Below are 17,425 nucleotides of genomic sequence, written 5' to 3' on the forward strand. Positions count from 1 at the left end.
TTCCTGAGCGGGCGCGCTTCGGTGCGCCCGCTCAGAAATCCCGTCCCGTGAAGCCCCGGTAGACGAACCTCGTGAGCGCCTCGACGGCCTCGTCGTCACTCGGTGCCGTCCAGCCCGTCGGCGCCGGTGCGGTGAGCCACATCTGCGCGAAGTTGTCGATCAGCTGGTACATCATCACGATGCTCAGCTGCGTCGACGCGGGCAGCTCGTACCCGGCCGCCGTGACCCGCTCGAGGTGTCCCGCGATGTCGGCCGCCTGCGTGACGCCGAAGCTCGCGAGCGTGCTCGCGAACCCGTCGTGGACCATCGACGCCTGGCGCAGCGCCTGCATCGTGGCCGCGTTTTCCTTGTAGAAGGCCCAGTACTGGCGCACGTGCCAGCGTACGGCCTCGGGGTCGCTGAAGTCCGACAGGTGGCCCTCGGAGGCCGCCTCCTCGTCGCCCGCCGCCGCCAGGTCGCCCAGGAGCGCCTCGAGCAGCTCCTCCTTGCTCGCGAAGTGGTTGTAGAACGAGCCCGCCGCCCGGCCGGCTTCCGCCGTGATGTCGGTGATCTTCGTGTTCAGGTAGCCCTTGCGCGCGAACACGCGCTTGGCGGCCTCCTTCAACGCGGTCTCCGTCTCGGCGGCCTTCTCCTTGCGGCTCGTCGCCGTCATCTCGGCACCTCCCTTGACAGGAACGCTAGCAGCGCGCATTCTGAATTCAGATTCACTGAATTTGAATTCACTGGAGGGGAAATGGACACCACGGTGCTGATCGCGGGAGCCGGCCCGACCGGCCTGACCCTGGCGATCGAACTGGCCCGGCGCGACGTCGCGGTCCGGATTGTCGACAAGGCCCCGGCCTTCTTCAACGGCTCGAGAGGCGACGGCCTGCAGCCCCGCACGCTGGAGGTTTTCGAGGACCTGGGCGTGCTCGACGCGGTGCTGGCGGCGGGCTCGCCGCAGTACCCGATGAAGGTCTACCTGGACGGCGAGTTCGTGCAGGAGCGCTGGATGAGCGACACCGTCGAGCCGACGCCCGCGGTGCCGTACCCGAACATCTGGTTCCTCGGGCAGTCGCAGACGGAGGGCATCCTGCGCGAGCGGCTGTCGTCTTTCGGGGTGCGGGTGGAGCTCGGGGTGGGGCTGGCGGGGTTCACGCAGTCCGCTTCGGGCGTGACGGCTTCGCTGTCGACGGGGGAGACGGTCGAGGCTTCCTACTTGGTCGGTGCCGACGGCGGGAAGAGCTTCGTGCGCAAGGCACTGGGGATTCCGTTCGAGGGCACGACCGACGAGTCGATCCGGATGTTGCTGGGGGACGTCCAGGCTTCGGGGCTCTCGCACGACTCGTCGTACTGGTTCGCGCCGGCTTCGTCGCCGATGAGCGGGGTGGCGTTCACGCCGCTGGCCGGCACACCGCACTTCCAGTTCGGGGCGCCGCTGGGGGACGGGGACCTGGCGGTGGAGACCTCGCTGCCGGCGTTGCAGGCGCGGCTGGACTCGGTGTCGGGCGGCGGGATCCGGCTGTTCGACCTGGCCTGGTCGACCGTGTGGCGGCCGAACATCCGCCTGGCCGCTTCCTTCCGCGTCGGGCGCGTGTTCCTCGCCGGGGACGCCGCGCACGTGCACCCGCCGACGGGTGGGCAGGGCCTGAACACGGGGGTCCAGGACGCGTACAACCTGGGCTGGAAGCTGGCCTCCGGGTCTCGCTCGCTGCTGGACACCTACGAACCCGAGCGGCGGGCGGTGGCGGCGCGGGTGCTGGGCATTTCGACGGCTCTGATGGAGAAGTACGCCGACGGCGACGAGGACGCCCATCGGCGGGGGTCGGAGACGCAGCAGCTGGATGTCGGGTATCGGGGTGGGCCGTTGGCCGCTGCTGGTTCTGGCGCGCTTCGGGCTGGGGACCGGGCTCCGGACGCGCCGTTGGTGGACGCGAACGGGAAGCCGGTGCGGCTGTTCGAGCTGTTCCGGGGCCCGCACGCGACGGAGCTCGTCTTTGGTTCGGGTGCGGTGGGTTCCTCCCCGGAGGCGCACCGGATCTTGCCCGCCGGGTCGATGGCTTCGGGCTCGGATCTGGTGGACGCGGGCGGCCACGCGTACGCGGCTTACGAGGCCACGGCGGGGCGCCGCGTGCTGATCCGCCCGGACGGCTACGTCTGGTCGATCACGGCGGAGTGATCTGGCCGAGGGTCAGAGAGCCGTGTCTGCCGCCTTGTCGATGCGGGCCCAGACCGCCGGCCAGGCCGCGCGGGCCTCGGTGCGCTTGAGGAGTTCGTGTTCGGCGATGCGGCCCGCGATGAAGCCGACCTCGCTGTCGACGCTGGCCAGCACCGCGCGCACCCTTTCGGCGGCGATCACGGCGTCCTGGTGGTCGCCGAGGACGGTCTGGAGTTTGCGGGTCGACTTGACGAGTTCGGTGAGGGCGGTGGCCTGCTTCTTCTTCGCCGACGAGCGGGCCAGTTCGGCGGTGTAGCGCAGCTTCTTGCCGTAGATGCGCAGGGCGTGCAGGTCGTCGTCCGGCGGGTCCGCGGGCAGGGCGCGGACGGCCTTCGACAGGCGGCGGTACGGCTTGCGGACGTCGGTCGCCAGGCTGCCCGAGCCCAGCGGCGTGGGGTCGAGCTCGTGGTCCGGGATGCGCGTGAGCTGGGCGATGCGCTGCAGCAGCGTGGCGTAGCGGGCGCTCGACAGGGCGCGCGTCAGGCGGCGGCGGGCGGCGCCGCGTTCGGTGACGAACTTCGAGACCAGGCGGCGGCCCGCGGGCTGGTCGCGGACCTCGAAGGTGGCGATCACCTCGCGTAGGTGGCCGATCAGCACGTCGTAGTCGCGGACCTCGCCGAGGGACTGGCCGAGCCAGCCCAGCTCGGCGCGCACGGGCTCGGCGGACTCGCCCAGCAGCGAGCCGGAGGTCTTCAGCACGCTGCGCATGCGCCGGAGGGCGACGCGCATCTGGTGCAGGTCTTCGGGGTCCGTGCCGCTGCGGGTGCCGGGCTCGCGCGACAGCAGCTCGCGCAGCTCGTGGTCCAGCTTGGCCCGGATGTGAGTGGCCGCCGGGTCCCGGGGGCCGGCTTTCGCGGGCTCGTCGGGCAGGCCGAGCTCGGCCGGGGTCGTCGGCTCAGGTGCGCGGCGGCGGGTCGAGGAGGGCAACGATTCGGTGGTCACGACATGAATGGTAAGTGAACACGCAGGCAGAGTGGATGTGACTCGTGACGAAAAGGGCGCCACCCCGGTGGGGCGCGCCCTTTTCGGCAAGACGATCAGTTCGCGTGCAGCGCTTCGTTCAGTTCGATCCCGACGCCGGTGCGCGACACGACCTCCACCGCGCCCGTCGCCGAGTTCCGCCGGAAGAGCGCACCCGAAATACCCGAGATCTCACGCGCCTTCACGGTCTTGCCGTCGACGACGACCTTCGTGCCGGCCGTGATGTACAGCCCGGCCTCGATCACGGAGTCGTCGCCGAGGGAAATGCCCACGCCGCCGTTGGCGCCGATCAGGCAGCGCTCGCCGATCGCGATGACCTCCTTGCCGCCGCCCGAGAGCGTGCCCATGATCGACGCGCCGCCGCCGACGTCGCTGCCGTCGCCCACGACCACGCCCGCCGAGATCCGGCCCTCGACCATGGACGCGCCGAGCGTGCCGGCGTTGAAGTTCACGAAGCCCTCGTGCATCACGGTCGTGCCGGAGGCGAGGTGCGCGCCCAGGCGCACGCGGTCGGCGTCGGCGATGCGCACGCCCGAGGGCAGCACGTAGTCGACCATCCGCGGGAACTTGTCCACGCCGTACACGGCCACCGCGCCACGCGAGCGCAGCCGCAGGCGGGTCTGCTCGAAGCCCTCGACGGGGCACGGGCCGTGGTTCGTCCACACGACGTTGGCCAGCTTGCCGAAGATGCCGTCGAGGTTCTGCCCGTGGGGCTGCACGAGCCGGTGCGACAGCAGGTGCAGCCGCAGGTAGGCGTCGTGCGCGTCGGCAGGGGCCGCGGCCAGGCTGCCGATCGTCACGCGCACCGCGACGACCTCGACGCCACGGTCGGTGTCGGGCCCGAGCAGCGCCGCCGCAGCGTCACCGAGCAGCTCGGTGGTCTCGGCGGCCGACAGCCGCTCGGTGCCACTGGTGCCGGTGCCGGTCAGCTTCGGGTGCGGGTACCAGGTGTCCAGCACCGTCCCGTCGGACGCGACGGTGGCCAGCCCGACGCCGACGGCGCCGGTCGTTTCGGGGTCAGGGGTCTGCTCGCTCACGCCGGTCACGGTAGTCGAGCCACGCGCCTCAACCGGTGGTGGCCTGCTGGTTCACGAGCTTCTTCACCGACGTGAGCGCAGCCGAGATGGTGATCAGCGCCTGCGTGCAGGCGCCGCCCGCGGTGGGCACGGTGGTGCAGCCCGCCCCGCGGAACGCGCTCACGCCCTGGTCGAGCGCGGCCGCCGCGTGATCGAGCGCCACGTCGACGGTCTTGCCGGCCGCCGCGCGCTCGTGCACCGACGCGGCCGTGCCGCCGACCTCCGTGACGAACTTCTCGCAGCCCTTGGGCAGCTGCGTCTGCGGGCTCGTGTAGCAGGCGTCGGCGGACAGCGCGTCGAGCTTGATCGGCAGCGCGTCAGGGCCCGGCGACCCGGGGTTCGGGCCGGGCGTGGGGCCCGCCTCGGAGCCGCAGCCGGTCAGGACCAGGGACAGGAGGACGCCGCCGAGAGCGACCAGAGAGCTTCGCGTGCGCACGTCCCTCACGGTAGCCCTCGCGCCGGGTCGGTACGGTGCCGGTATGACCTCGCTGGACCTGCGCGCCGACCCCGCCGACCTCACCGCCGCCCTCGTCGACGCGTTCAGCGTCTCCGGCGAGGAGGCCCGGCTCGCCGACGCCGTGCAGGCCGCGCTCACCGAGCAGGCGCCGCACCTCGAGGTGGTCCGCAACGGCGACGCCGTGCTCGCGCGCACGAACCTCGGCCGCAGCTCGCGCGTGATCCTCGCCGGGCACCTCGACACCGTGCCGGAGAACGCCAACCTCCCGTCGCACCGCACCGGTTCCGGCGACGAAGAGCTGCTCCACGGCCTCGGCTCCGTCGACATGAAGGGCGGCGACGCGGTGTTCCTGCACCTCGCCGCCACGCTGCCCGAGCCTCGCCACGACGTGACGTTCGTCTTCTACGACAACGAAGAGGTCGAAGCGGTCAAGAACGGCCTCGGCCGCATCGAGCGCGAGCTGCCCGAGTGGCTGGCCGGCGACCTGGCGGTGGTCGGCGAGCCCTCCAACGGCGTCATCGAGGCCGGCTGCCAGGGCACGCTGCGCGTCGAGATCCGCACGAGCGGGACCCGCGCGCACACCGCCCGCGCGTGGATGGGCGAGAACGCGATCCACGCCCTGGCCGAACCCCTGCGCCGGCTCGCCGAGTACGCGCCGCGCGTGGTCGACATCGACGGCCTCACCTACCGCGAAGGCCTTCAGGCCACCAAGATCTCCGGCGGCGTGGCCGGCAACGTCGTGCCCGACGCCGCCGTGCTCACGGTCAACTTCCGCTTCGCCCCGGACCGCAACCCCGCGCAGGCCGAGGCCCACGTGCGCGAGGTCTTCGACGGCTACGCCGTGACGCTCACGGACCTCTCACCGGGCGCGCTGCCTGGCCTTTCGGCCCCGGCGGCCGCCGAGCTCGTGGCCGCCGCCGGTGGCCGCGCCGCCGCGAAGCTGGGCTGGACCGACGTCGCCCGCTTCGCCGCGCTGGGCATGCCGGCCGTCAACTTCGGCCCCGGCAACCCGAGCCTCGCGCACACGCAGCAGGAACACGTGCACGTCGCGGAGATCCGCCAGGTGGCCGACGTCCTGCGCAAGTTCCTGGGCTGACCCCCGGCCGCTTGCCGGTCCTGCGCCCCCAATGCGGCGTTCGGTGCGTTGGGTGCACCGAACGCCGCATTGGGGTGCTCGCCGCGACCCGGTGGCCGGGGGTGAGCAGCCGGGTGGCTAGGCCGTTCCCGCGCGGACGGCCTGGATGTCGAGCTGGATCTCGATCGTCGAGCCGACCATGACCAGGCCCTTGGCGAGCGTCTGCTGCCAGTTGATCGTGAAGTCCTCGCGGTGCAGCTCGGTCGTGGCGACGGCACCGAGGCGGTCGCCGTTCCACGTTCGCAGGCCCAGGTAGCCGGCGTCGAGGCGGACGCCGCGGCTGGCGCCGTGCAGGTTGAGCGTGCCGTCGATGCTCCAGCGGTCGCCGGGCGCGCGGCGGAACCGGTGGCCGTGGAAGCGGATCTGCGGGAAGCGGCGCACGTCGAGGAAGTCGGGGGAGCGCAGGTGGTCGTCGCGCTTGTCGGCGGAGGTGTCGATGCTCGCGGCGTCGATCACGACCTCGACGGTGGAGTCCTCGATCTGCTTGCCGACGACGATGCTGCCCTGGAAGCTGCGGAACCGGCCGTGGACCTCGCACAGCCCGATGTGCCGCGCGATGAACCGGATGGCCGTGTGGTCGGGGTCGAGCACCCATTCGCCCGGGTCAGGCAGCTGGCGGTTGTCGTCCGGCACGAGCCGCAGGTCTTCGAGGGAGGTGTGGTCGCCGCTCACGACCTCGACCGTGCTGTTGCGTGGCTGGTAGCCGCGCGCGCTGACGGTCACCGCGTACGTCCCGGCCGACAAGGTGCTCACCGCCAGGCCGAACTCGTCCGCGACGGCCTTCGTCTGCCGCTGGGTGCGCTTGTGCAGCATCACCATCTGCGTGCCCGGGAGCGGGCGGCCGTGCTCGTCACCGACCCGCACGCTGAGGAGTCCGGCTTCGGCGTTGAACGTCACGGGCCCGCCACGCTGTCCGTTGTTTCGCTTGCGCCCGAACACGTCGTCTCCTCTGCTCGACTTTGTCGGGGCACGTTATCAGCGACGTCAACGACAAGCCTTGGGCCACAGCGGTATCCGGGAGCGGTTCCGGCGCCGAGGCCTGGTGTTCGGGGCCCCGTCGCCGGATTTCAGCGGCCTTCGAGCGAGCGGACGTTGTCGCCGAACGTCCAGTTCTTCGAGCCATCCCAGTTGATGGACCAGGTCATCAGGCCCTTCACGCCCGAAACAGCGCGATACGCCTGCGAGACGAGGTTCGGCGCCAGATACCCGCCGCCGGCACCCTGCTGGGCCGGGAGGCCGGGCACCTGCTTGTCGAGCGGCACTTTTACTGTTGTGCCCTGCACGACCAGGCCGTTGGCGAGGCAGTTGGTCTGCGTGGTGAAGCCCTGCACGGTGCCGGCCTCGTAGGAGTCTCCGGAGCAGCCGTACATGGAGCCGTTGTAGTACTGCATGCTCAGCCACCACAGGCGGCCGTTGTCCGCGTACTTCTTGATGATCGGCAGGTACGAGCCCCAGATCGAGCCGTAGGTGACGCTGCCGCCGGTCACGTAAGCGGTTTCGGGCGCCATCGTGAGGCCGAAGTTCGACGGCATCTGCGCGAGCACGCCGTCGATGATGCGGATGAGGTTCGCCTGCGAAGCCGAGAGCGAGTTGATGTTCCCGCTGCCGGTCAGGCCGGTCTCGATGTCGATGTCGATGCCGTCGAAGTTGTACTTCTTGAGGATCGGCACGATCGTGCTCACGAACTTGTCCGCGACCGCCGTCGACGACAGGTCGATGCCCGCCGCCGCGCCGCCGATGGACATCAGGATCGTGGCGCCCGAGGCCTTCGCGGCGCACATGTCGGCCGGCGTCGCCACCTTCACGCCGGCGTCCATGCCGTCTTCCCACAGCACCGTGCCGTCGGAGCGGATGACGGGGAAGGCCGCGTTGATCACGTTGTAGCCGTGGGACTTGATGCGCGCGTCGGTGATCGGGACCCAGCCGAGGCCCGGGTGCACACCGTTGGCGGCGCCGTCCCAGTTCTCCCAGTAACCCTGCAGCACCTTCCCGGCGGGCTTCGACTTCACCGCACACGTGTCGGCCTGCACCGACGCGCCCGCGGTCCCCGTGAGCCCTGCCAACGGCAGGGCGAGCGCGGCGGCCACCACCGCACCGAAGATCCGTGACCTGCGACCGAACATCCCGGCTCCCGTCTCGCGACAACGCTGTCCCAGCACGCGGCGTTCCGACGAACGGTAGGCGGCGTATGGAGCAGTTGACTACCTACGAACGGGTGGTCTAGACAAATAGGTGGTCTGGACAAGCCGGCCGAGGGTGCTGTCGCCGCGTCGCCACCCTCGGCCTTGTCCTCACGTGGTCGCCAGCTGCCACACCGCGTAGCCGATCGCGTCGCTGTTGCGCTCCAACGGCGCGTCCGGGATGTTCGCGACGGTGTCGCACGCGCGGTGGTAGCAGTTGTCGAACGCCGCCCCCGCCGTCCCGCCCCACTTGCGTTGCTGCGCGGTGGTCTTCACGTCACCCGCGCCGGTGGCCAGACCGCCGACGGGAATCCCCGCGCTCTTGAACGACGCGTGGTCCGAGCGCCCGTCGCCCTCGCGGTCGCCCTCGGTCTGGATCCCGACGGACGCGAAGTACCGGTCGAACACGTTCTTGATCGGAGCCACGTCGTCGTAGACGAAGTACCCCCAGTTCTTCGAGCCGATCATGTCGAAGTTGAGGTACGCGGTGATCTTCGCGCGCTCGGCCGCCGAGAGGCTGTTCACGTAGAACTTCGAGCCGCGCATGCCCGACTCCTCGTCGGCCCACCACGCGAACCGCACGCGCTGGGCCATCGCCGGGTCGGCGCGGGCCAGCGTCAGTGCGACTTCGAGAGTTGACGCGCTGCCGGAGCCGTTGTCGTTGATGCCCGGCCCGGAGCTGACGCTGTCGAGGTGCGCGCCCAGCATGAGCACGCGGTTCGAGTCGCCCTTCGGCCAGTCCGCGATGAGGTTCTGCGTGCGCCCGGCGCAGCTCGTGCACGTCTGGCGCGTCACGGTGTAGCCGGCGGCGCGCAGCTGACCCTCCACATAGGACACCGAGGCCGCGTAGCCGCCACCGGCCGACCGGTTGCCCCGTTCTGGCGGGCGATGGCCTCCAGCTGGCCGAGGTGGGTCTTGATATTGGCGAGCGAGATGTCCGGCGCGGCCGCGGCCGACGCGACCGGCGGTTGCGCCAGCGAGCCCACCGCGAATGCCAGCGTTGCCAGGCCCGCGACGGCTTTTTTCTTCCACAGCAATGGTTTCCCCTTCCACGGGGGAGGCCGCCGCCCCGGGGGAGCGGCGGCCTCCGGGGCGGGCTAGACGGTCAGCGTCCAGGAGTCGAGCCGGCCGGTGTCGGCGCGGGCGACGTCGCGGGCGCGCAGCTGCCAGGTGCCGTTGGCGGCTTCGGTGGAGGCGTTCACGGTGTAGGTGGTGTCGATGTTGTCGGTGGAGTCGTTGCTGGAGTTCTTCAGGCGGTACGCGCGGTGCCGTCGGGGGCGACGAGGTCGAGCACGAGGTCACCGACGTAGGTGTGCACGATGTGCACCTCGACCCGGGTCGAAGCGGAGGCGGCGCGAGCGCAACCCGAAACAGTGAGGCTGCTGGCCACGGTCGCGCCCGCGTCGGGGATCGCGACGTCGGTGCCGTTGGAGACGGCGGCGCAGTCGGTGGGCGGGGTGGTCGTGCCGCAGCTGGTCGGCTCGCCGGTCGCCGCGGGCACGCTCACCGCGTCCCACGCCGCCTTCACGGTGGTGAACTCCGCGCAGCTGTCCGGGTACAGCGCGAGCGCCGTCTCCAGCGTCGCCTTGCGGGCGGCGCGGTGGTTCCACGACGAGGTCTTCTTCAGCAGCGCGTTGTAGAAGATCTTGCCGGCCTTCTGGATGCCGATGCCGGTCACGCTGCTGCCGTTGCACGTCGGGCTCGCCGGCTTGCCGACCGGGGCGGAACCCTCGGCCAGCAGGTAGAACCAGTGGTTCTGCGGCCCCGCGGCGGCGTGCACCTCGGGCGGCAGCGACGTCGAGTAGCAGTTGGGGTCGCGCACCAGCGACGGGTTGTACATGTAGCGGATCGGGCCCTGGCCGTCTAGGTTCACGCCCTCGCCCACCTCGTAGTCGGGCCGGTCCTTCGGGTTGTTCGCGTACGCCTCGGTGAGTGCGCCGAAGATGTCGCCGGTCGACTCGTTCATGCCGCCGTTCTCGATGCTGCCGCCGGCGCCGCCCGGGGTCGTCTGGAAGATGCCGTGGCCGAACTCGTGGCCGACGACGTCCATCGACGTGGCCTGGCGCTGGTTGTCCGACGAGTGCCCGAAGTGCGTGGAGCGCCCGTCCCAGCCGGCGTTGACGTCGTCGAGCCCGACCGACGCGGGGTAGCCGCCGCCGGTGCCGTTGATGCCGTTGCGGCCGAGCCAGTCGCGCAGCATGTTCCACTCGGTCTGCACGCTGTAGAGCACGTCGACGCACGCGGTTTCGAGGTCGGTGCCGCTGCCGTTGCCCCAGCTGTCGTCGGGGCCGGTGAACACCGAGCCGCCCTCGCGTCCGCAGCTGATGCCGGGACGGCCGGGGTCGCGCATCGAGAACGACGAGCCGGAGCCGGTGGTGTCGATGCTGACGTTGCCGGCGTAGAAGCTGTTGCCGGCGGCGAGCGGGGCCGCCGCCGTGGTGCCCGCTTCCCGATCGCCCGCCTCCGACCTCCAGTCGTCGCGCTGCTGGAGCACCGCCCCGGTGGTGGCGTCGACGAACACGTGCAGGCTGCTCGGCGCCTTCGCGGTGCGGCCGGTGACCACGACCTCGTAGGCGAGCTTGGGCTGCTTCCCGGCGAGGACGACGAGGTCCGGCTTGGCCACACCGTCCACAGTGGTCAGTTGCCGGCGCGCGGTGTCGGCGGCGCGCGTGGCGTCGAGCGTCGCGATCGTCGGGACCGACAGCGGCGCGGTATCGGCCGCCGTGGTGTCGCGGACGCGCCCGGTGCCGTCGGCGACGACCACGGCGTCGCCGCCCACCACGCGCAGGCCGCGGTAGGTGCGTTCGTACGCGCTGTAGTAGAGCCCGCCCCCGCCGGCGGTGGTGCCGACGCGGTGGAACGCCTCGTCGGCGCTCGAACGCAGCGCGGAGAGGCTCGTGGCCTGGTCGGACGCGGTGGCGGCCAGGGTCAGGGGGTCGGCCGGTGGGGGTGCGGCCGACGCGGGCGCAGCCGGGACGGTGAACGCGGACAGGGCGAGCCCGGCGGTGGCCAGGCCTGCGGTGATCCCTCTTCTGCCGGTCATCGGGTTCCCTTCGGGGACGGGGATGATCACCGTGAGTAAAGGAGTCGCCACAGGGTCGGGCAATGCTCCGAACGGCCTAGGAAAGCATTACTCGGGCATTAATCAACCGCGAAAAACCCTTGAACATCAGGGCGTTTCCCGGTCCGCGGTACGCGGGGCTACTTTCGTCGGGACTTGCCGTGAACCGGCCGTTGGTAGGTGTGGACCGGTGGTCCACAAGGGACCGTTCACCTCGCGGTCACCGGCGGCGCCCGATGGTGGCGACGCTGAGGTTCTGCCTGGCGGGACGGCCCGTAGGCTGGGTTGGTGAGTGAACAGTCTGAGTTTCCGGACGGCCAGTACCCCGAGCGCCCGGTGGAGCGCCACAAGGGCCCGGTCGTGCTGCGGCGCGACCGTCGTGACCAGGGCAGCACCACCGACCAGCGGCTCCTGGACGCGCGCGGCCCGAGCGACTGGGTGCACACCGACCCGTGGCGGGTGCTCCGCATCCAGGCCGAGTTCGTGGAGGGCTTCGGCGCGCTCGCGGAGGTGCCGCGCGCGGTGACCGTGTTCGGCTCCGCGCGGACCAAGCGCGACGACCCCGAGTACGACCTCGGTCGCAAGATCGGCGGCGCGCTCGCCGAGGCCGGCTTCGCCGTGATCACCGGCGGCGGGCCGGGCGCGATGGAGGCCGTGAACCGCGGTGCCAACGAGGCCGGCGGCTTCTCGGTGGGCCTCGGCATCGAGCTGCCGTTCGAGCAGGGCCTGAACCCGTGGGTCGACCTGGGCGTGAACTTCCGCTACTTCTTCGCGCGCAAGACGATGTTCATCAAGTATTCGCAGGCCTTCATCTGCCTGCCCGGCGGCTTCGGCACGCTCGACGAGCTGTTCGAGGCGCTGGTGCTGGTGCAGACCAAGAAGGTGACCAAGTTCCCCGTGGTGCTCTTCGGCACCGAGTACTGGGGCGGGCTCTACGACTGGATCTCGAAGTCGGTGCTCGACGGCGGCAAGATCAGCGAGAAGGATCTCGACCTGCTGCACCTCACCGACGACATCGACGACGCCGTGCGCGTGGTCGAGGAGTCGTACCAGGCCTGGGAGGACACCCACTGATGAGCTCGTTGCGCCGGATCTGCGTCTTCTGCGGGTCCTCGATGGGCTTCTCCCCGGCGTACGCGGAGGCTGCCGCCGAAATGGGAAAGCTGCTGGCCCAGCGCGGGATCGGGCTCGTGTACGGCGGTGCGAGCGTCGGCACCATGGGCGTGGTCGCCGACGCCGCGCTGGCGGCGGGCGGTGAGGTGATCGGCGTGATCCCCGAGGCGCTGTCCAGCGTGGAGATCGCGCACGCGGGCCTCACGGAGCTGCACGTGGTCCCCGACATGCACCAGCGCAAGGCCAAGATGGCGGCGCTGTCCGACGGTTTCCTCACGCTGCCCGGCGGCGCCGGGACGTTGGAGGAGCTGTTCGAGGTGTGGACCTGGGCCCAGCTCGGCCTGCACTCGAAGCCCATCGGCCTCGTGGACGTCGGCGGCTACTACGGCCCGCTCGTGTCCTTCGCCGACCACATGGTCACCGAAGGGTTCCTCGGCGCCGGCTACCGCGACCTGCTGCTGATCGACTCCGACGTGTCGGCGCTGCTCGACCGCTTCGCCGAGTACGCCCCGCCCGCGCCCCCGAAGTGGAACTGACAGCTCAAGCAGCGCCCTCGCTCGGGCGCTTGTGGTAGGTGTCCACGTACTCCTGGCCCGACAGTTCGAGGATCGAGTACATGACCTCGTCGGTCACGGAACGCCGAATGGCCGACGACGAGTCCTGGCCCTCGTAGCGCGAGAAGTCCAGCGGCGTGCCGAACTTGATCTTGATCTTGCACACGCGCGGGATCTTCGAGCCGTTCGGCTGGATGCCCTCGGTGCCCCACAACGCGACGGGCACGACCTTCGCGCCGGTGGACAGCGCGAGCGCCGCGACGCCCGTGTGGCCGCGGTGCAGGCGGCCGTCGAGCGAGCGCGTGCCTTCGGGGTAGATGGCGAACACGCCGCCGTCTTCGAGCACGCGGCGCCCAGCTTCCAGCGCGGCGAGGCCGGCGGAGGCGCTGCCGCGCTCGACGGGGATATAGCCCAGCGCGTCGAGCGAGTTGGCGATGAAGCGGCCCTTCAGGCCCGTGCCGGTGAAGTACTCGGCCTTGCTGAGGAAACGCACCTTGCGCGGCGTGGTGAAGGTGATCACGCCGGTGTCCAGTGCCGCGCGGTGGTTGGCGGCGAGCAGCACCGGTCCGTCGGTCGGCACGTTCTCCACACCCTCGACTTCGGGGCGGTAGATCGCGCGGACCAGCGGGCCGAGCACGAAACGGACGAGCAGGGGCAGCAAGGGGTCTCCCTCCGGCGGGCAGGTCGGTGTCACCAGCATGGCACGATCGGCCGATGAGCTGGTTCGAACGTCGCACCTGGCAGGAACCCGCGTGGACGCCCGCGGACATCCTCGCGGCCAAGCGTGACCGCACGGTTTCGGTGGTGCTTCCGGCGCTGGACGAAGAGCGAACGGTCGGTGACGTCGTCGCGTCGGTGCGGCCACTGCTCGGCACCGTCGTCGACGAGCTCGTGGTGGTCGACTCCGGCTCCACCGACGCCACCGTGGAGGTCGCGGCCGCGGCCGGCGCGCGCGTGGTGCACCGCGAGGACGTGCTGCCGGACCTGCCGCCGCGCCCCGGCAAGGGTGAGGCGCTGTGGCGGTCGCTGGCCGCGACGACCGGCGACGTCGTGGTCTTCCTCGACTCGGACCTCGTCGACCCGGACCCGGCGTTCGTGCCGGCGTTGCTCGGGCCGCTGCTCACCGAACCCGGCGTGCACCTGGTCAAGGGCTTCTACCGGCGCCCGTTGCGGCTGGAGAGCACGGGCGGCGGCCGGGTCACCGAGCTGCTGGCCCGGCCCGTGCTGTCCGCGCTGCGCCCGGCGCTGGGCGAGCTCGTGCAGCCGCTCGGCGGCGAGTACGCGGGCACGCGCGAGTTCTTCGAGTCGGTGCCCTTCGCCGGCGGCTACGGCGTGGAGATCGGCCTGCTGCTCGACGCCGAGCAGCGCTACGGCCTCGACGGGCTCGCCCAGGTCAACCTCGGCGTCCGCAAGCACCGCAACCGCTCGCTGCTGCAGCTGGGCGTGATGGCCCGGCAGATCCTCGGCACGGCCCTGGCGCGCTGCGGCGTGCCGACCGACGCCGAGGCGCGGCTGACGCAGTTCGTGCAGGTGTCGGGGGAGTGGCTGCCCGACGTCAGCGAGATCCCCGTGCTGGACCGGCCACCGATGGTGCAGGTGCGGGCCGTCCGTCCTCGAGGCTGAGCACGCGGTCGAAGTTTTCGAGGTGCTCAGGCCGGTGCGTCACGAGGACGACGGTCCCTCGGGCGTTGGCGAGGACGCGGGCGAGGACCTCGTCGCCGTGTGTTTCGTCGAGGCCTTCCACCGGTTCGTCGAGCACGAGCACCGGCGGGGCGGCGAGGACGGCGCGGGTGAGGACCAGGCGCTGGCGCTGGCCGCCGGACAGGGTGGTGGCGTCGCGGTCGAGCGGCACGTCGAGGTCGGTGACGGCGCAGGCCGTGCGGAGCTCGTCGTCGGTCGCCTCGGGCGCGGCGATGAGGAGGTTTTCGCGGACGGTGGTGGCGAAGACGTGCGCGTCGGCGAGGGCGCCGGAGACCACCCGGGGGCTGGGGCCCTGGATCGGGTGACCGTCCACTGTGGCCTGTCCGGACGTCGGTGCGGTGAAGCCGAGCAGGACGTGGAGCAGGGTGGTCTTGCCGGCGCCGGACGGGCCGAGCACGCCCAGTCGGGTGCCGGGCGGGAGGTCGAGGTCGACGTTCTGGAGAGCGGGTTGCCGGCCCGGGTGGTGGACTGTGACGTTGTCCAGCTTCAGGTGACCGGGTCCGGTGTGTTCGGGGGTCTCCGGCGGGGTGGTCGCGAGCAGTTCACGCACGCGGCCCAGCGACGTCCGCAGTTCGGGGACGCGCTGGGCCGCGGCGGTCAGGGGAAGGACGATCTCGAACAGGGCCAGCACAGCGAGCGTCAACGCGGCCGTCACCGGCAGGCTCGCGCCGGCGAGCAGAGCCACGCCTGCGGTGGTCGCCAGCTGGACGAGGGCGCCGGCCGCGGTCAGCACGGACAGCCGGGCCGAGACACTGCGGGCCCTTGCGGCTATTCCGTCGATGATGGCGCCGGCGGCTTTCGTCGCCTGGGGCCCGACGCCGTAGGCCACCAGTTCGTGGCGCCCGGTGACCAGCTCGACCGTGCGCTCGGCCAGCTGCTGCCGCGCCGGCGAAGTGAGGGCCTGGCTCTTCGCCGTGACTCGCGCCGCCAGCCACGGCAGCAGCCCGCCCGTGAGGAGCAGCCCGGCCACGAGCACCGCCGCGGCCGGGAAGCTCACGAACGCCGTGACCGCGGCCAACGCCAGGCCCACGAGTCCGGCCACCGCGGCCGGAAGCGCCAGCCGCAGCACCGCGTCCTGCACCGCGTCCACATCGGACACCAGCCTCGTCACCAGGTCGGCGCCGGAGTGCTCGGCGACGCGCCGCGGCACGAGCGCCGCGTAGACCCGAGCACGCAACGCGCCGAGGTACCGCAGCACGACCTCGTGCCCGGCCAGCCGCTCGGCGTACCGCAAACCGCCGCGCGCCAAGGCGAACACCCGCACCGCCACGATCGCGACGGTCAACGCGGCGAGCGGCGGACGTTCGGCCGCCCGCATCAGCAGCCACGCCGCCGTGCCGGTGAGCGCCAGCCCGGAGACCTCGGCCCCGGCGGCGAGCAGTGCGGCGCGCAGCAGGCGTGTGGTGTTCATCGGACCTCCAGCGGGACTCGGCCGTCCGCGAGTGGGATGGTGCGGGTGGCCATGGCGGCCAGCGCGGGGTGGTGGGCGACGAACAACGCCGTGCGGCCGGGCAGCAACGCCGCTGTTCCGGCGAGTACAGCCTGTTCGGTGCCGCGGTCGAGGCGGGCCGTGGGTTCGTCGAGCAGGACCAGCCCGGCGTCGGTGCGGGCGAGTGCGCGGGCGAGGCCGACGCGTTGCCGTTGGCCTGCCGACAATCCTGCGCCCAGCTCGCCGATGCGGGTCGCGTAGCCCTCGGGCAGGTCGGTGACCACGTCGTCGAGCGCGGCGGCGCGGGCGGCGGTGCGCACGTCGGCTGATGAGCCCAGGGCGATGTTCTCCGCGACGGTGCCGCTGAACAACGTCGGCCGCTGCGGTAGCCACGCCGTGTCGCGCAGCCAGGCCGCGTGGTCGAGGGACCGCAGGTCCACGCCGTCCACGAGCACGCGGCCGGCGGACGGCGTGACGAACCCCAGTAGCACGGCCAGCAGCGTCGACTTCCCGGAACCGCTCGGCCCGGTGAGGGCGACGTGTTCGCCGCGGCGGATCACCAGGTCCACTTCGGACAGTGCGGAAACTTCGCCGTAATGCACGGAAACGCCGGCGAACTCGACCTCCGGCCGCCCCGCCGGCCTGGTGACCGTGCCACCGCGTCGAGTCGCAAGCGGCGTGGCCAGCGCTTCGCGCAGAGCCGTGAGCCCCTCGGCCGCTGCGTGGAACTTCGCGCCCGCCGCGCGCAGCGGCAGGTAGGCCTCGGGCGCGAGCACCAGCACGAGCATCGCGGTGTGCGCGGTGAGGGAGCCCTCCAGCAGGCGGAAGCCGATCGGCACGGCGATCAGCGCGATCGACAGCGTCGCCACCAGTTCCAGGACCAGCGACGACAGGAACGCGACGCGCAGCGTGCCCAGTGTCGCGTCGGCGTGCGCGTCGGCCATCGCGCGCACGTGCTGGGCTTGTGCGCGGGCGCGGCCGAAGAGCTTCAACGTCGGCAGGCCGCGCACGGCGTCGAGGAAGTGCCCGCCCAGCCGGGTCAGCAGCGCCCACTGCCGTTCCGTCCGCGCCTTCGCGCGAGCCCCGACCAGCGCCGCGAACACCGGGATCAACGGCAGCGTGGCCACCACGATCAACGCCGACGTGAGGTCCGTCGTGACCAGCCGCACCACCACGGCGATCGGCACGAGCACCGACGCGACGAGCGCCGGCAGGTAGCCGGTGAGGTACGCCGTGGTCGCGTCGACGCCCTTCGTGACCTGCGTGGTGACCACGCCGGCATCGGCCGTCGACCCGAGCAGCCGCCGGCGCAGCCCGGCCTGGGCGCCGGCCGCGAACCGCCCCGTGACCACCCCCATCGCGAGTGCCAGCAGCACTCGCAGGGCCACGGCGACGACCAACGTGACACCCAGGCCGCCGCCGGTGAGCAGCGTCGCGAGGCCTTCGGCCTGCAGCAGGACCACGCCGGCGGTCAGCGCGCCGAGGAGCCCGAGCAGGAACAGGTACCGGCGCAAGCCGGGCAGTGACGGCATTTCGTTCCC

The 17,425-nt window shown here is 71.6% G+C and carries 15 protein-coding genes and 1 pseudogene; 5 read left to right on the forward strand and 11 right to left on the reverse strand.

Features of this window, described 5'->3' with window-relative positions:
* Positions 1 to 31 precede the first annotated feature (31 nt).
* Positions 32 to 652 carry a TetR/AcrR family transcriptional regulator gene (locus ACQPXB_RS05750; protein ID WP_366575297.1) on the reverse strand — a complete coding sequence of 207 codons (621 nt, stop codon included), beginning with the start codon at positions 650 to 652 and terminating at the stop codon, positions 32 to 34.
* Positions 653 to 733: 81 nt separating this feature from the next.
* Between ACQPXB_RS05750 and ACQPXB_RS05755 the strand changes: the two genes are divergently transcribed.
* A complete protein-coding gene (locus ACQPXB_RS05755; protein ID WP_432849937.1) occupies positions 734 to 2,158 on the forward strand; it encodes an FAD-dependent monooxygenase in 1,425 nt (474 codons plus the stop codon).
* Between the two features lie 12 nt (positions 2,159 to 2,170).
* On the opposite strand, the gene ACQPXB_RS05760 is transcribed toward ACQPXB_RS05755, so the two are convergent.
* The 3 genes from ACQPXB_RS05760 to ACQPXB_RS05770 form a co-directional block, all read right to left on the reverse strand.
* Positions 2,171 to 3,139, reverse strand: coding sequence for a CHAD domain-containing protein (locus ACQPXB_RS05760; protein ID WP_432849939.1), 969 nt, complete (start codon positions 3,137 to 3,139; stop codon positions 2,171 to 2,173).
* 95 nt (positions 3,140 to 3,234) lie between these two features.
* Positions 3,235 to 4,215: a 2,3,4,5-tetrahydropyridine-2,6-dicarboxylate N-succinyltransferase gene (dapD, locus tag ACQPXB_RS05765; protein WP_366575292.1), complete on the reverse strand. Its 981-nt coding sequence runs from the start codon at positions 4,213 to 4,215 to the stop codon at positions 3,235 to 3,237.
* 28 nt (positions 4,216 to 4,243) lie between these two features.
* Positions 4,244 to 4,690, reverse strand: a complete 447-nt coding sequence (locus ACQPXB_RS05770; protein ID WP_366575290.1) for a hypothetical protein — start codon at positions 4,688 to 4,690, stop codon at positions 4,244 to 4,246.
* A 43-nt stretch (positions 4,691 to 4,733) separates the two neighbouring features.
* On the opposite strand from ACQPXB_RS05770, the gene dapE reads away from it, so the two are divergent.
* Positions 4,734 to 5,807 carry a succinyl-diaminopimelate desuccinylase gene (dapE, locus tag ACQPXB_RS05775; RefSeq protein ID WP_432849942.1) on the forward strand — a complete coding sequence of 358 codons (1,074 nt, stop codon included), beginning with the start codon at positions 4,734 to 4,736 and terminating at the stop codon, positions 5,805 to 5,807.
* Between the two features lie 117 nt (positions 5,808 to 5,924).
* Here the strand turns inward: dapE and ACQPXB_RS05780 are convergent, their stop codons facing one another.
* The 4 genes and pseudogenes from ACQPXB_RS05780 to ACQPXB_RS05795 form a co-directional block, all read right to left on the reverse strand.
* Positions 5,925 to 6,785 carry a YceI family protein gene (locus ACQPXB_RS05780; protein WP_366575286.1) on the reverse strand — a complete coding sequence of 287 codons (861 nt, stop codon included), beginning with the start codon at positions 6,783 to 6,785 and terminating at the stop codon, positions 5,925 to 5,927.
* 128 nt (positions 6,786 to 6,913) lie between these two features.
* Complete coding sequence (locus ACQPXB_RS05785; protein WP_432849945.1) at positions 6,914 to 7,969, reverse strand: chitinase; 1,056 nt, start codon at positions 7,967 to 7,969, stop codon at positions 6,914 to 6,916.
* Positions 7,970 to 8,137: 168 nt separating this feature from the next.
* Positions 8,138 to 8,863 carry a M20/M25/M40 family metallo-hydrolase gene (locus tag ACQPXB_RS05790; RefSeq protein WP_432849947.1) on the reverse strand — a complete coding sequence of 242 codons (726 nt, stop codon included), beginning with the start codon at positions 8,861 to 8,863 and terminating at the stop codon, positions 8,138 to 8,140.
* 260 nt (positions 8,864 to 9,123) lie between these two features.
* A pseudogene (locus ACQPXB_RS05795) lies at positions 9,124 to 11,069 on the reverse strand (M4 family metallopeptidase).
* A gap of 306 nt (positions 11,070 to 11,375) precedes the next feature.
* Between ACQPXB_RS05795 and ACQPXB_RS05800 the strand changes: the two are divergent.
* Both ACQPXB_RS05800 and ACQPXB_RS05805 read left to right on the forward strand, forming a co-directional pair.
* Positions 11,376 to 12,161, forward strand: coding sequence for a TIGR00730 family Rossman fold protein (locus ACQPXB_RS05800; protein ID WP_354871266.1), 786 nt, complete (start codon positions 11,376 to 11,378; stop codon positions 12,159 to 12,161).
* Entirely contained in the window at positions 12,161 to 12,736 is a 576-nt protein-coding gene (locus tag ACQPXB_RS05805; RefSeq protein WP_432849950.1) for a TIGR00730 family Rossman fold protein, read from the forward strand. The genes ACQPXB_RS05800 and ACQPXB_RS05805 overlap by 1 nt, the downstream gene beginning before the upstream one ends.
* Positions 12,737 to 12,740: 4 nt before the next feature.
* Here the strand turns inward: ACQPXB_RS05805 and ACQPXB_RS05810 are convergent, their stop codons facing one another.
* Positions 12,741 to 13,415 (reverse strand): lysophospholipid acyltransferase family protein, encoded by a 675-nt coding sequence (locus ACQPXB_RS05810; RefSeq protein ID WP_432849952.1) that lies wholly within the window; start codon positions 13,413 to 13,415, stop codon positions 12,741 to 12,743.
* A 53-nt stretch (positions 13,416 to 13,468) separates the two neighbouring features.
* Here ACQPXB_RS05810 and ACQPXB_RS05815 point away from each other — a divergent pair, with 53 nt between their 5' ends.
* Positions 13,469 to 14,377 (forward strand): glucosyl-3-phosphoglycerate synthase, encoded by a 909-nt coding sequence (locus ACQPXB_RS05815; protein WP_432849954.1) that lies wholly within the window; start codon positions 13,469 to 13,471, stop codon positions 14,375 to 14,377.
* On the opposite strand, the gene cydC is transcribed toward ACQPXB_RS05815, so the two are convergent.
* Positions 14,310 to 15,866 carry a thiol reductant ABC exporter subunit CydC gene (gene cydC, locus ACQPXB_RS05820; RefSeq protein WP_432849956.1) on the reverse strand — a complete coding sequence of 519 codons (1,557 nt, stop codon included), beginning with the start codon at positions 15,864 to 15,866 and terminating at the stop codon, positions 14,310 to 14,312. The genes ACQPXB_RS05815 and cydC overlap by 68 nt on opposite strands.
* Positions 15,863 to 17,416, reverse strand: coding sequence for a thiol reductant ABC exporter subunit CydD (cydD, locus tag ACQPXB_RS05825; RefSeq protein ID WP_432849958.1), 1,554 nt, complete (start codon positions 17,414 to 17,416; stop codon positions 15,863 to 15,865). The genes cydC and cydD overlap by 4 nt, the downstream gene beginning before the upstream one ends.
* Positions 17,417 to 17,425: the final 9 nt, after the last annotated feature.

It is taken from the genome of Amycolatopsis sp. CA-161197 (assembly GCF_050942255.1).
Classification (GTDB): domain Bacteria; phylum Actinomycetota; class Actinomycetes; order Mycobacteriales; family Pseudonocardiaceae; genus Amycolatopsis.

Bases quoted from the DNA above. Each gene is read 5' to 3' on its own strand.
- ACQPXB_RS05815 (WP_432849954.1), top strand. From the start codon at position 13,469: ATGAGCTGGTTCGAACGTCGCACCTGGCAGGAACCCGCGTGGACGCCC.
- ACQPXB_RS05755 (WP_432849937.1), top strand. From the start codon at position 734: ATGGACACCACGGTGCTGATCGCGGGAGCCGGCCCGACCGGCCTGACC.
- dapE (WP_432849942.1), top strand. From the start codon at position 4,734: ATGACCTCGCTGGACCTGCGCGCCGACCCCGCCGACCTCACCGCCGCC.
- ACQPXB_RS05750 (WP_366575297.1), bottom strand. From the start codon at position 652: ATGACGGCGACGAGCCGCAAGGAGAAGGCCGCCGAGACGGAGACCGCG.
- cydD (WP_432849958.1), bottom strand. From the start codon at position 17,416: ATGCCGTCACTGCCCGGCTTGCGCCGGTACCTGTTCCTGCTCGGGCTC.
- ACQPXB_RS05785 (WP_432849945.1), bottom strand. From the start codon at position 7,969: ATGTTCGGTCGCAGGTCACGGATCTTCGGTGCGGTGGTGGCCGCCGCG.
- ACQPXB_RS05805 (WP_432849950.1), top strand. From the start codon at position 12,161: ATGAGCTCGTTGCGCCGGATCTGCGTCTTCTGCGGGTCCTCGATGGGC.
- cydC (WP_432849956.1), bottom strand. From the start codon at position 15,866: ATGAACACCACACGCCTGCTGCGCGCCGCACTGCTCGCCGCCGGGGCC.